Origin of the sequence: Streptomyces aurantiaciflavus (genome assembly GCF_049808595.1) — a bacterium.
GTDB lineage: Bacteria > Actinomycetota > Actinomycetes > Streptomycetales > Streptomycetaceae > Streptomyces.
In genome coordinates this window covers 1-13,139 of record NZ_JBNCAQ010000031.1, presented here as the reverse complement: position 1 = coordinate 13,139, position 13,139 = coordinate 1, and the positions used below count along the sequence as shown (strand labels likewise).

Below are 13,139 nucleotides of genomic sequence, written 5' to 3'. Positions count from 1 at the left end.
GGCCCAACCCCGGGAGGTATCCCCGACATGGCTGACAGCCCCACCCTCCCCCACTCTCGACTTGGCTCGAGCGGGGGGACCCCCGTCGTCCTGGTCGTCGGCGGCGGCGCCTCCGGCAACGCGGTCACCGTCCTGCTGCGCCGCGCCGGCGTCGCCGTGGACCTGATCGAGGCCAGACCCGACTGGAACGCCACCACCGGATCCGGCATCACCCTGCACGGCAACGCCCTGCGCGTGCTGCGCGAACTGGGCCTGTGGGAACAGGTGGAGGCCTCGGGATTTCCCTTCGGCACCCTCGGCATCACGGCCCCCGACGGCACGGTGCTGCACGTCGCCGAGGACATCAGGACCGGCGGCGACGACCTGCCCGCCACCCTCGGCATGCGGCGCCCCCAGCTCCAGCAGATCCTCATCGACGCGGTCCGCGCCTCCGGCGCCACCGTGCGCCTGGGCACCACCGCCGAGTCCCTGGAGCAGGACGCCGACGGCGTCCGGGTGCGCTTCAGCGACGGCGGCGAGGGCCGCTACGACCTGGTGATCGCCGCCGACGGCCTCAACTCCGCCACCCGCGCCGCGATCGGCATCACCGACAAGCCCGAACCGACCGGCATGGGCATCTGGCGCATCGCCGCTCCACGGCCCGAGCGCGTGGTACGCACCGACCTCGCCTACGGCGGCCCCGCCTACATCGCCGGCTACACCCCCACCGGCGAGAACACCCTGTACGCGTACCTCGTCGAGGGGTGCCGCGACCGCGCGTCCGTCGACGAGGCCGACCAGGCCGACGAGATGCGCCGCCTGGCGCGGGCGTACGGCGGGGCCTGGCCGGAGATCACCCAGCACATCACCGACCCGAAGCAGGTCAACTACACCTGGTTCACCCGGATGCTGGTCGAGGGTTCCTGGCATCGCGGCCGGGTCGTCCTCGTCGGCGACGCCGCCCACTGCTGCCCGCCCACGATCGCGCAGGGCGCGGCCATGTCCCTGGAGGACGCCCTCGTGCTCGCCGAGCTGCTCACGAGCGGACGGGACTGGGACGAGGAGCTGTTCCAGAGCTACCACGACCGCCGTGTCCCCCGGGTCCGGACCGTCGTCGAGGCGTCCGTGCAGATCGGCCAGTGGCAGCTGGACGGAGTGCGCGACGCCGACGTCCCCGGGCTGATCGGCCGCACGATGAACTTCCTGAAGGAGCTGCCGTGACGGCGCCCACCGTCGACGTGCACGCGCACGTCCTGCTGCCCAGGGTCGAGGAGGCCGTCGCCGGTCACCCCGGCCTCGCGGAGGCCCGGGACCTCGACGCCCGCCGCAACGGCCCGGCGGCCCTCGCCGTGAACGGCCCCATGGTCGGTGAGCGCGTGCCCCGGCTGACGGACGCCGCCGTGCGCCTGGCGGCCATGGACGCGGCCGGCGTGGACGTGCAGCTGGTGAGCCCCTCGCCGGGTCACTACCACTACTGGGCCGACCCCGAACTGGCCGAGGAGATCTGCCGGTTGGCCAACGAGGGCACCGCCGCGCACTGCGCCGAGGCTCCCGACCGGCTGCCCGGCCTGGGCCTGATCCCCCTCCAGCACCCCGGCCTCGCGGTCGCGCTGCTCGACCACGCGCTGGACCAGGGACTGAGGGGCGTGGAGATCTCCTCCCACGCGCCAGGGCCGGGCGGGACCCGGGAGGTGGAACTCTCCGACCCACGGCTCGCCCCGTTCTGGGCGCGCGCGGAGGAGACCGGCGCCCTGGTCTTCCTGCACCCGTTCGGCTGCACCCTCGACGAACGCCTGGACCGGTGGTACCTGTCCAACACGGTCGGCCAGCCCACCGAGAACGCCGTCGCCCTCTCCCACCTGATCTTCTCCGGGGTCCTGGACCGCCATCCGCGACTGAAGCTGATCGCGGCGCACGGCGGCGGCTACCTCCCCACGCACATCGGCCGCTCCGACCACGCCTGGCGGGTCCGCCCCGACGCCCGGGACTGCGCCCATGAGCCGAGCAGCTACCTGAAGCGGCTGTACTTCGACTCCCTCGTCCACGATCCGCACGTCCTGCGGGAACTGGTCCGGGCCGCCGGTCCGGAACGGGTCCTGCTCGGTTCCGACTTCCCCTTCGACATGGGCACCGAGGACCCGCTGGGCGCGCTGCGCGCCGCGGACCTGCCCGACACCGACTTCCACGCCGTCCGCGGCAAGAACGCCGTCGCCCTGCTCGACCTCGCCTGAGGAGGATCCCCCCCCATGAGCGACCGCCTGCTCACCCATCTGCGGCACGTCGACCTCGCCGTGCCCGACTACGACAAGCAGCTCGACTTCTACGCCGGCGTGTGGGGCCTGACCAAGGTCGCCGAGGACTCCGGCATCTCCTTCCTCGCCGCCGAGGGCAGCCCCGAGCAGTACGTCGTCCGGCTGCGCAAGGCCGAGGAGAAGCGCCTCGACCTGGTCTCCTACGGCGCCGCGAGCGCGGCCGACGTGGACACCCTCGCCGAGCGACTCCTCGCCGGGGGCGTGCGGTTGATCTCCCGGCCGGACAGGGTCGAGACCCCCGGCGGCGGTTACGGCTTCCGCTTCTTCGACGTCGACGGCCGCACCGTCGAGGTCTCCGCGGACGTGGAGGTACGGCAGCACCGCAAGATCGAGGAGAAGGAGTCGATCCCGGTCAAGCTGTCGCACGTCGTGCTCAACTCGCCGGACCTCGACAAGACGCGTGAGTGGTACGAGACCCACCTCGGCTTCCGCCTCTCCGACACCCTGAGCTCGCCGCACATGGGCGAGGTCATGCACTTCATGCGGATCAGCGACCAGCACCACTCCATGGCCCTCGCGAAGGGCCCGCACACCTCCCTGCACCACGTCTCCTTCGAGATGCGCGGCCTGGACGAGTACATGCGCGGCTCCGGCCGCGTGATGCGGGCCGGCTTCAGGAAGATCTGGGGTCCGGGCCGGCACATGGCCGGGGACAACACCTTCACCTACTTCCTCGACCCCCACGGCAACACCGTCGAGTACACGACGGAGCTCGAAGTGCTGGACGAGGACACCTGGCACCCCCACGTCTACGACTTCTCCCAGCCCGAGGTCACCGACCAGTGGGGCACCGCGAACCCGATGAACGAACTGGTCGCCAAGGAGTCGTTCAACGACGTCGACCGCGGCGTGTTCGTCGCCCCGCCGGTCTGACCGTCCGGCGTCCGCCCACGCCGACCGGGACCGGCGAGGTCCCCGAGCCACCGGGGGCGCGGCGATCCCCGGTCACGCCCCGACTGCCCGCCGCGCCCCCCGGGCCTTCGCACCCGCCCGCCCGCCGACAGGACCCCTCCCATGCGTTTCGCCACATACGAACACCACGACCGACACCATGTGGCCGTCGTCGACGAGGACGGCACGCTCCGCCCCCTGCCCGGAGTGCACTCGCTGACCGGACTGCTCGCCCAGGGGGGCGGCCTGCCGCGACTGCTCGACGCGGGCACCGACATGCTCGACGTCCCGGCCGGCCCCCACGTCTGCGAGGTACGGCTCCTGCCCCCGCTCCAGCCGCCCACCGTGCGGGACTTCGTCACGTTCGAGGAGCACGTGGAGGGCGTACGGCGGTCCGTGGACGGGGCCGCCGGAGTGCCGGAGCGGTGGTACGCGGCGCCGACGTTCTACTTCACCAACCCCTACGCGGTGTACGGCCCGCACGACGACATCCCCGTGCCCCCGGGGTCGGGCGTCCTCGACTTCGAACTCGAGGTCGCCGCCGTGATCGGGACGGAGGGCCGCGACCTCACCCCCGAGCAGGCCCGCGACCACATCGTCGGCTACACCGTCCTCAACGACTGGTCCGCCCGCGACCTGCAGTCCGCCGAGATGAAGGTCGGCCTCGGCCCCTGCAAGGGCAAGGACACCGCCACCACCCTCGGCCCGTACCTGGTCACCGCCGACGAGCTGGAGCAGTACCGCGACGCGGACGGCTTCCTGCGCCTGGCGCTGACCGCGGAGATCAACGGCGAGGTGGTCGGCGAGGACCTGCTGTCCCACATGAGCTGGACCTTCGAGGAGATGGTCGCCTACGCCTCACGCGGCACCGTCGTCCGCCCCGGTGACGTCCTCGGTTCCGGGACCTGCGGCAACGGCGGCTGCCTGGCGGAGCTGTGGGGCGTACGGGGGAGGCAGGACCCGCCGCCGTTGCGGCCCGGCGACACGGTCACCCTCACCGTCGAGGGCGTCGGCACCGTCTCCAACACCGTGGTCGCCGGCGCCGATCCCGTCCCGCTCCCCGCCGCCCGCCGACGCACCCGGGAGCGGCCGTGACCGACCCGCACCCCTCAGGGCCCCTCCCGGCCGGAGGCTCGGGGAGACTGCCCGGCAAGGTCGTCGTGGTCACCGGCGCGGCCGGCGGCCAGGGCGCCGCGGAGGCCGAGGCGCTGACCCGGGAGGGCGCCCGGGTGATCGCCACCGACGTGACGGAGGCCCCCGGCTGCCGCCGCCTCGACGTCACCAGCGAGCGGGACTGGGCGGAACTGGCCGCCGAGCTGCGCGAGGCGTACGGACAGGTGCACGGCCTGGTCAACAACGCGGGCGTCACCTGGCGCGCCCGTATCGACGACGTACGCCCCGAGGACATGGCCCGGGTCCACGCCGTCAACGTCACCGGCCCGCTCCTGGGCATCCAGCACCTGGTGCCGCTGATGCGCGCGGGCGCGTCGATCGTGAACGTGGGTTCGTCGGCGGCGCTGACCGCCCACTACCCGGTCGCGTACACCACCAGCAAGTGGGCGCTGCGCGGCCTGTCGCGGACCGCCGCCATGGAACTGGGGCCGCGCGGCATCCGGGTGAACACCGTCCATCCCGGTTTCATCGAGACGGACATGACCGCCTCCGCCGCGCCCGCGTTCCGCGAGGCCAACCTCCTCGGGACACCGCTGGGCCGTACCGGGAGCGTGGACGACGTCGCCCCGCTCGTGGTGTTCCTCCTGTCCGACGAGTCCGGCTTCATCACGGGCGCCGAGATCCCGGTCGACGGCGGCCTCACCGCGCACGGCGGCGCCAAGCCGATCTCGGACGCCGTGCGTCCGGACGCCTGAACCCGCACCGACGTACGACAGAAAGGCACTCCGCCATGGACGCGGTCCGCGCGAGCGCCGCGGAGGCGGTCGCCGACGTCCCCGACGGGGCGTCGCCGGCCGTCGGCGGCTTCGGCCTCAGCGGCATCCCCGACGTGCTGATCCGGGCCACACACGGCCAAGGACGGCTCCCCGAAGATCGTCGAGCGGTGCACGCTCCCGCTCACCGGCGAGCGCTGCCTCCATCGGATCATCACCGACCTCGGCGTCCTCGACGCCACCGACGACGGCCCGGCGCTCGTCGGGACGGCGCCCGGGGTCACCGTCGAGGACATCGCGGCGAGGACCGCCGCCCGGGTGCGCGTCCCGGACGAGACGGCCCCCTTGCCTTGAAGCGCACTTCAACATGAAGACTCCTGAGCGAGCCGGCGACGGACCGCCGGCCGAACGGGAGGGTTCACCATGCGGTACCGCACCATCGGGACCGACCCCGCCACCCGCCGCGAGGTCAGCGTGCTCGCGCTCGGCGCGATGCTGTTCGGGTCGGTGACGGACGAGGAGACGTCCTTCGCGATCCTCGACCGGTATGTCGAGGCCGGCGGGAACTTCGTCGACACGTCCGACAACTACGCGTTCTGGGTGGACGGTGGCCAAGGCGGCCAGAGCGAGGAGTTGCTCGGGCGCTGGCGGCGCAGCCGGGGCGTCGGGGACGAGATCGTCATCGCCACCAAGCTCGGCGCCCGGCCGCTCGCCCCGGGCACCGGCTACACCGACAACGCCGAGGGCCTGTCGGCGAAGGTGATCCGGGAGTCCGCCGAACGCAGCCGGGAACGGCTCGGTGTCGAGAAGCTGGATCTGCTCTACGCGCACATCGACGACCACACGGTCCCGCAGCGCGAGACCGTCGAGGGCTTCGCCGCGCTCGTGGCCGAGGGCACGGTCGGGCTGCTCGGGGTGAGCAACCAGGCGATCTGGCGGGTGGAGCGGGCACGCGCCCTCGTCGCCGCGGCCGGGCTGCCCGGCTACGAGGTGCTCCAGTACCAGTACAGCCATCTGCGCCCGCGCACCGACATCCCCGACGACCTCTTCCCGGACGGCAGTCTCGGTCACGCCGGAGCCGAACTGCTCGGCTACCTGCGGGCCGAGCCCGGCCTGACCCTGGTCGCCTACTCGCCGCTGCTCAAGGGCGCGTACACCCGCCAGGACCGGCCCCTGCCCCCGGACTACGACCACCCGGGCACCCCGGCCCGGCTCGCCGTCCTGCGCGACGTCGCGCGCGAGACCGGCGCGAGCGTCAACCAGGTCGTACTGGCCTGGCAGTTGGGCGGGGAGCTGCCCGTCGTCCCGCTGGCCGGCGCGTCGTCGGTGGCGCAACTGGAGGAGAACCTCGCGGCGGTGGACCTGGAGCTGACCGAGGACCAGCGGGCCCGGCTGGACGCCGTCCACTGATGACTGTGGAGTAACCAGGGAGGCTACGCTGGGATCATGCCGTCCACCCGCCGTACCGCCCGACAGGCCGACCTGCTGGAACGACTCGTCGCGCTGCTCACGGCGGAGGGGTTCTCGGATCTCACCCTCGACGACCTGGCCGAGCGGCTGCGTTGCTCGAAGACCACGCTCTACCAGCTCGCCCGCAGCAAGCAGGGGCTGGTGGTCGAGGCGGCCAAGCACTACTTCCGCACGGCCACCGAGGCCGTGGAGAAGCGGGTGGCGCAGACCGTCGACCCGTCGGACCGGGTCCGCGTGTACCTGACCGCGGTGGCCGAACAGCTGCGCCCCCTCTCCCGCCGGTTCCTCGACGACGTCGCGGACTTCCCGCCCGCCCGCGAGGTGTACGAGGCCAACACCCGGATGGCCGCGGAGCGGGTGCGGCAGCTGATCGCCGAGGGGGTCTCCGGCGGCGCCTTCCGGGACGTGCACACCGCGTTCGTCGGGGAGGTCGCCGCCGCGACCATGCGGCAGATCCAGCAGGGCGAGCTGAAGGCCCGCGCCGGGCTGACCGACGCGGAGGCGTACGAGCAGCTCGCCTCGCTGATCGTGCACGCCGTGTCGTCCGGTCGCTGATCGGTTCCGGTCTGACTGTCCACCTGATTCCGGGGTGCTGTGGCACACCCCGTTGCCGTACTGTGAATGATACGTTCGTACACACCGCAGTATCATTCCCAGTACTACTCGTGGAGGTCGCCATGCCTGCCACTCGCGCCCTTCCGACCGAGGAAGCCGTCGATCTCATCCAGCTCACGCGCACCCTCGCCGCCAAGGAACTCGCACCCCGGGTCGCCGACGCGGAGGCGGACGGGGCCTTCCCCCGGGACGTCTTCCGCACCCTCGGGCGCAGCGGGCTGCTCGGGCTGCCGTTCGCCGAGGAGGACGGCGGGGCGGGACAGCCGTACGAGGTCTATCTCCAGGTGCTGGAGGAGGTCGCCGCGGTCTGGTCGAGCGTCGCGGTGGGCATCTCGGTGCACGCGCTCTCCTGCTTCCCGCTCGCCCGGTTCGGCACCGAGGAGCAGCGGCGCACGTGGCTGCCGGAGATGCTGGGCGGGGAACTCCTCGGCGCGTACTGCCTGTCCGAGCCGCACGCCGGTTCCGACCCGGCGGCCATGCGCACCCGCGCCGTGCGCGACGGGGACTCGTACGTCCTCAACGGCGCCAAGGCGTGGACCACCCACGGCGGCTACGCCGACTTCTACACCGTCATGGCCCGCACCTCCGACGACCGCACCCATGGCATCTCCTGCTTCCTGATCCCGGCCGGCACCCCCGGTCTCAGCGCCGATCCGCCGGAGCGGAAGATGGGGCTGACGGGGTCGGCGACGGCCACCATGCGGCTCGACGACGTCCGGGTGCCGGTCGAGCGGCGGATCGGGGAGGAGGGGCAGGGCCTGAAGATCGCGCTCGCCTCCCTCGACTGCGGCCGCCTCGGCATCGCCGCCGTCGCCACCGGCCTCGCCCAGGGCGCCCTCGACCACGCGGTGCGCTACGCCCGTGAGCGGGAGACCTTCGGCAAGCCGATCATCGAGCACCAGGGGCTGGCGTTCGTCCTCGCCGACATGGGCGCCGCGATCGAGTCGGCGCGCGCCACCGCGCTGTCCGCCGCCCGTCTCAAGGACCTCGGACTGTCCTTCACCCGGGAGGCGTCCATCGCCAAGCTGGTGGCCACCGACAACGCCATGAAGGTGACCACGGACGCCGTGCAGGTGCTCGGCGGGTACGGATACACGCGCGACTTCCCCGTCGAGCGCTACATGCGCGAGGCGAAGGTCATGCAGATCTTCGAAGGAACCAACCAGATCCAGCGCATGATCATCTCCCGTGCGCTGGACCGGAGCGAGGGCGGTGTCCTCACCGCCCTCGGCAAGGAGTGATGATGCAGCTCGAGAACACCGCCGCCCTCGTCACCGGCGGTGCGTCCGGCCTCGGCGCGGCCACCGCCAAGGCCCTCGCCGAGCGGGGCGCGACGGTCTTCGCCCTCGACCTCAAGGACGGCGTCGACAAGGCCCCCGAGGTCGCCGGCGTCACCTACGTCGCGGCCGACGTCACCGACCCCGAGCAGGTCCGCGCCGCCGTCGCCACCGCGGCCGGCGCAGGCGTCCCGCTGCGCACGGTCGTCAACTGCGCCGGCATCGGCCCGTCGATGCGGATCCTCGGCAAGAAGGGCGTCCACGACCTCGCTCTGTACGCCAAGGTGATCCAGATCAACCTGATCGGCACCTTCAACGTGCTCGCGCTCGCCTCCGAGGCCATCGCCGAGACCGAGGCCGACGAGAACGGCCAGCGGGGCGTCATCGTCAACACCGCCTCCATCGCCGCCTACGACGGCCAGATCGGCCAGGCCGCCTACTCCTCCTCCAAGGGCGGCGTCGTCGGCCTGACCCTGCCCGCGGCCCGCGACCTCGCGCAGTACGGCATCCGTGTGTGCACCATCGCCCCGGGCATCGTGGAGACACCGATGCTGGCCACCGTGTCGGAGGAGTTCCGCGCCTCGCTCGCCGCCGGCGTCCCCTTCCCGCGCCGCCTGGCGCAGCCCGAGGAGTACGCCAGGCTCGCCCTGGCGATCGTCGACCACGACTACCTCAACGGGGAGACGATCCGCATGGACGGCGCCCTGCGGATGGCGCCGCGGTAAGGCCGACGCGGCCGTGTCCTAGGGTCTGACCAGCAGTTGGAAGTCGAACGCGTAGCGGGACGCGCGGTAGATGTGCGTCCCGTACTCGACGGGCCGCCCGGTGTCGTCGTACGCGGTGCGCTGCATGGTCAGCAGGGCCGCCCCCTCCTCCTCCGCGAGCAGGGCGGCCTCCTCGGCGCCGGCGGAGCGGGCGCCGATGGTCTGCCGGGCGCTGTGCAGCGTGATGCCCGCCGCGCGCAGCAGCCGGTACAGACCCGTCTCCTCCAGCCGCTGTGTGTCGAGGTCCAGCAGCGCCGGGGGCAGGTAGTTGCACAGGAACGCCACCGGCTGGCCGTGCGTCGAGCGCAGCCGCTCCAGGAGCGTGACCTCGGCGCCCTCCGCGATCCCCAGGGCGGCGGCGACGTCGGCGGTCGCCGGGACGCGTTCGTTGCGCAGGACGTGCGTGGTCGGCCCCTGTCCGGCCGCCTCCAGGTCGTCGTAGAGGCTGCTCAGTTCCAGCGGCCGTTTCACCTGGCTGTGCACCACCTGTGTGCCCACTCCGCGGCGGCGCACCAGCAGGCCCTTGTCGACCAGGGACTGGATCGCCTGGCGGACCGTCGGGCGGGACAGGCCGAGGCGGGTCGAGAGGTCGATCTCGTTGCCCAGCAGGTTGCCGGGGGCGAGGGCCCCGTGCTCGATCGCCGCCTCCAACTGCTGGGCGAGCTGGTAGTAGAGCGGCACCGGGCTGGTGCGGTCCAGCTCGAAGGGCAGCGTGTCGACCGCGGAGCCGGACGCGACACGGGTGCGGTCGCCGGTCTTCGCCATCGGGGCACCTCCTGGGGTGATGGGTGACGCCCATGCGCACGGGGTAGAGATCGTTCCTCAGGTGTAGGGCCCTGTGACCCGTGCTGTCAATGCTTTGTTCTTACATTCGGACCTGCTCGTGAAATGATGTCCTAACAAAGTATTGACAGGGGCAGCCCCAGGGGATTGGATCCCGTGCCAACAGCGGTACGGTGCAGGACCTCAGAGGATGGGGGCACCGGAACCTCCCAGGCTGACTCCCCTTCCCCGTCGTTTCCCCTGTCGCACAGTGAGGTGCAGGAAAGATGGAAAGCTCTTCCCCCCGCTCCCGCAGAATCGCCCCGGTCGTGGCCATGGCCGCGGCGGTGGCCCTGACCCTCGCGGGCTGCTCCAGCAGTTCCGGTGGCAAGAAGGCCGAGGAAGGGGGGAGCGACGCCTCCGCGGGCAAGGCCACCACGCCCCAGATGACGGTGGCGCTGGTGACCCACCAGTCGCCCGGCGACACCTTCTGGGACATCGTCCGCAAGGGCGCCGAGGCCGCGGCCGCCAAGGACAACGTCAAGCTGATCTACTCCGCCGACCCCAACGCCGGCAACCAGGCCAACCTGGTCCAGAACGCCATCGACCAGAAGGTCGACGGCATCGCCGTCACCCTCGCCAAGCCCGACGCCCTCAAGGACGTCATCAGCAAGGCGAAGTCCGCGAACATACCCGTGGTCGGCCTCAACTCCGGTGTGAGCGAGTGGAAGAAGCTCGGTCTGCTCGAGTTCTTCGGCCAGGACGAGACGGTGGCCGGCGAGGCCCTCGGCAACCGCCTGAACACCCTCGGCGCCAAGAAGGCCGTCTGTGTCATCCAGGAGCAGGGCAACATCGGCCTCACCCAGCGCTGCGACGGTGTGAAGAAGACGTTCTCCGGATCCATCGAGAACCTCTTCGTCAACGGCACCGACATGCCGTCCGTGAAGTCGACGATCACCGCCAAGCTCAAGCAGGACAGCTCCATCGACCACGTCATCACGCTCGGCGCGCCGATCGCGCTGACGGCCGCGCAGTCCGTGTCCGAGACGGGCAGCAAGGCCAAGGTCGCCACCTTCGACCTCAACAAGGACCTGACCGGAGCCATCAGCAAGGGCACCATCGAGTTCGCCGTCGACCAGCAGCCCTACCTCCAGGGCTACTTGGCCGTCGACTCGCTGTGGCTCTACAAGAACAACGGCAACTACATGGGCGGTGGCGAGCAGCCGGTGCTCACCGGTCCGGCCTTCGTCGACAAGTCCAACGTCGAGGCGGTCGCCAACTACGCCGCGAAGGGCACTCGGTGAGGATCATGACCCAGCACGCCGAGCCGGCGGTGACCGCACCGCCGGCCTCCGGCCCGAAGGAAACCGACGGCCGGACGACCCGACGACCCCTGGCCCTCAGACTGCTGGCCCGTCCCGAGGTGGGCGTCTTCCTCGGCGCCGTCGCGGTGTACGTGTTCTTCCTCATCACCGCGTCGCCGGTGCGCGACGGCAGCTCGATGGCCAACATCCTCTACCAGTCGTCGACCATCGGGATCATGGCGCTGCCCGTGGCCCTGCTGATGATCGGCGGCGAGTTCGACCTGTCGTCCGGTGTCGCCGTGATCAGTTCGGCGCTCACCGCGGCCATGCTCAGCTACCAGTTGACGCTGAACGTGTGGATGGGCGTGATCCTCGCCCTGGTGTTCTCGCTCGCCGTGGGCCTGTTCAACGGCTGGATGCTGGTCAGGACCGGCCTGCCCAGCTTCCTCGTCACCCTCGGCACGTTCCTGATCCTGCAGGGTGTGAACCTGGCGGTGACCAAGCTGGTCACCGGCAACGTCGCCACCGACGACATCAGCGACATGGACGGCTTCGACCAGGCCAAGGCCGTCTTCGCCTCGACGTTCGAGATCGGCGGCGTCAACGTGAAGATCACCGTCGTGTGGTGGCTGGTCTTCGCGGCGCTGGCCACCTGGGTGCTGCTGCGCACCAAGTACGGCAACTGGATCTTCGCCGTCGGCGGCAACAAGGAGTCCGCGCGGGCCGTCGGCGTCCCGGTCACCTTCACCAAGATCTCCCTGTTCATGCTGGTCGGCTTCGGCGCCTGGTTCGTCGGCATGCACCAGCTGTTCTCCTTCAACACCGTGCAGTCCGGCGAGGGCGTCGGGCAGGAGCTGATCTACATCGCCGCGGCCGTCATCGGCGGCTGCCTGCTCACCGGCGGCTACGGCTCCGCCATCGGCCCGGTCTTCGGCGCCTTCATGTTCGGCATGGTCCAGCAGGGCATCGTCTACGCCGGCTGGAACCCCGACTGGTTCAAGGCCTTCCTCGGCGTGATGCTCCTCGGCGCCGTCCTCATCAATCTGTGGGTCCAGCGCACGGCGACCCGGAGGTGACCACCCCCATGACGACCGACAACACCGGCACCCACGGCGCCATCCTCGCGGACACGCCCCCCGCGGACGGCGACCGCCCGCTCGTCGAACTGCGCAACGCGGGCAAGTCCTACGGCAACATCCGCGCTCTGCACGGCGTGAGCCTCGAAGTCCACCCCGGCAAGGTCACCTGCGTCCTCGGCGACAACGGCGCCGGCAAGTCCACCCTCATCAAAATCATCTCGGGCCTGCACCAGCACACCGAGGGCGAGTTCCGCGTCGACGGCGAACCGGTGCGCTTCTCCACCCCGCGTGAAGCCCTGGACCGCGGTATCGCCACCGTCTACCAGGACCTGGCGACCGTCCCCCTGATGCCGGTGTGGCGCAACTTCTTCCTCGGCTCCGAGATCACCAAGGGACCCTGGCCCGTCCGCCGTCTCGACATCGACACGATGAAGAAGACCGCCGACGAGGAACTGCGCAACATGGGCATCGTCCTCGACGACCTCGAGCAGCCCATCGGCACCCTCTCCGGCGGCCAGCGCCAGTGCGTCGCCATCGCCCGCGCCGTCCACTTCGGCGCCCGCGTCCTCATCCTCGACGAGCCCACCGCCGCCCTCGGCGTCAAACAGTCCGGCGTGGTCCTGAAGTACATCGCCGCCGCCCGCGACCGCGGCCTCGGCGTCATCTTCATCACCCACAACCCCCACCACGCCTACATGGTCGGCGACCACTTCAGCGTCCTGCGCCTGGGCACCATGGAACTCTCCGCCGACCGCAGCCAGGTCAGCCTCGAAGAACTCACCAACCACATGGCCGGCGGC

At 71.2% G+C, this 13,139-nt stretch carries 13 protein-coding genes and 1 pseudogene; 13 read left to right on the top strand and 1 reads right to left on the bottom strand.

All coding sequences use genetic code 11. The annotated features are described in order from the left end of the window. Positions 1-27: 27 nt before the first annotated feature. The 10 genes and pseudogenes from ACPT94_RS30835 (at position 28) to ACPT94_RS30790 (ending at position 9,155) form a co-directional block, all read left to right on the top strand. The gene (locus ACPT94_RS30835) at positions 28-1,200 is read left to right on the top strand and encodes an FAD-dependent oxidoreductase (protein WP_360345744.1); all 1,173 of its coding nucleotides are present in this window, start codon (positions 28-30) and stop codon (positions 1,198-1,200) included. After that, a complete protein-coding gene (locus tag ACPT94_RS30830) occupies positions 1,197-2,210 on the top strand; it encodes an amidohydrolase family protein (protein ID WP_360345742.1) in 1,014 nt (337 codons plus the stop codon). Before ACPT94_RS30835 ends, ACPT94_RS30830 begins: the two co-directional genes overlap by 4 nt. 15 nt (positions 2,211-2,225) lie before the next feature. Beyond that, positions 2,226-3,164 carry a VOC family protein gene (locus tag ACPT94_RS30825; protein WP_360345740.1) on the top strand — a complete coding sequence of 313 codons (939 nt, stop codon included), beginning with the start codon at positions 2,226-2,228 and terminating at the stop codon, positions 3,162-3,164. A 141-nt stretch (positions 3,165-3,305) separates the two neighbouring features. Next, on the top strand, positions 3,306-4,277 hold the full coding sequence (locus ACPT94_RS30820; protein WP_425247339.1) for a fumarylacetoacetate hydrolase family protein: 972 nt from the start codon (positions 3,306-3,308) through the stop codon (positions 4,275-4,277). Continuing rightward, positions 4,274-5,050, top strand: a complete 777-nt coding sequence (locus ACPT94_RS30815) for an SDR family NAD(P)-dependent oxidoreductase (protein ID WP_425247337.1) — start codon at positions 4,274-4,276, stop codon at positions 5,048-5,050. Before ACPT94_RS30820 ends, ACPT94_RS30815 begins: the two co-directional genes overlap by 4 nt. Before the next feature lie 150 nt (positions 5,051-5,200). Further along, a pseudogene (locus ACPT94_RS30810) lies at positions 5,201-5,422 on the top strand (CoA-transferase); the annotation flags it as partial. A gap of 69 nt (positions 5,423-5,491) precedes the next feature. Further along, on the top strand, positions 5,492-6,478 hold the full coding sequence (locus ACPT94_RS30805) for an aldo/keto reductase (protein ID WP_425247336.1): 987 nt from the start codon (positions 5,492-5,494) through the stop codon (positions 6,476-6,478). A 36-nt stretch (positions 6,479-6,514) separates the two neighbouring features. Beyond that, positions 6,515-7,093 (top strand): TetR/AcrR family transcriptional regulator, encoded by a 579-nt coding sequence (locus ACPT94_RS30800; RefSeq protein WP_425247335.1) that lies wholly within the window; start codon positions 6,515-6,517, stop codon positions 7,091-7,093. A 122-nt stretch (positions 7,094-7,215) separates the two neighbouring features. Further along, positions 7,216-8,394, top strand: a complete 1,179-nt coding sequence (locus ACPT94_RS30795; RefSeq protein ID WP_360345730.1) for an acyl-CoA dehydrogenase family protein — start codon at positions 7,216-7,218, stop codon at positions 8,392-8,394. Between the two features lie 2 nt (positions 8,395-8,396). Further along, positions 8,397-9,155 carry an SDR family NAD(P)-dependent oxidoreductase gene (locus tag ACPT94_RS30790; RefSeq protein ID WP_360345895.1) on the top strand — a complete coding sequence of 253 codons (759 nt, stop codon included), beginning with the start codon at positions 8,397-8,399 and terminating at the stop codon, positions 9,153-9,155. A gap of 18 nt (positions 9,156-9,173) precedes the next feature. On the opposite strand, the gene ACPT94_RS30785 is transcribed toward ACPT94_RS30790, so the two are convergent. Next, entirely contained in the window at positions 9,174-9,959 is a 786-nt protein-coding gene (locus ACPT94_RS30785) for a GntR family transcriptional regulator (protein WP_360345728.1), read from the bottom strand. Positions 9,960-10,243: 284 nt separating this feature from the next. Here ACPT94_RS30785 and ACPT94_RS30780 point away from each other — a divergent pair, with 284 nt between their 5' ends. From ACPT94_RS30780 to ACPT94_RS30770, 3 genes are all read left to right on the top strand, one after another. Next, positions 10,244-11,260, top strand: a complete 1,017-nt coding sequence (locus ACPT94_RS30780) for a sugar ABC transporter substrate-binding protein (RefSeq protein ID WP_360345726.1) — start codon at positions 10,244-10,246, stop codon at positions 11,258-11,260. Positions 11,261-11,265: 5 nt separating this feature from the next. Next, positions 11,266-12,336 carry an ABC transporter permease gene (locus tag ACPT94_RS30775; RefSeq protein WP_425247334.1) on the top strand — a complete coding sequence of 357 codons (1,071 nt, stop codon included), beginning with the start codon at positions 11,266-11,268 and terminating at the stop codon, positions 12,334-12,336. Between the two features lie 8 nt (positions 12,337-12,344). Next, on the top strand, positions 12,345-13,139 hold a 795-nt coding region (locus ACPT94_RS30770), incomplete at its 3' end, for an ATP-binding cassette domain-containing protein (protein ID WP_425246469.1).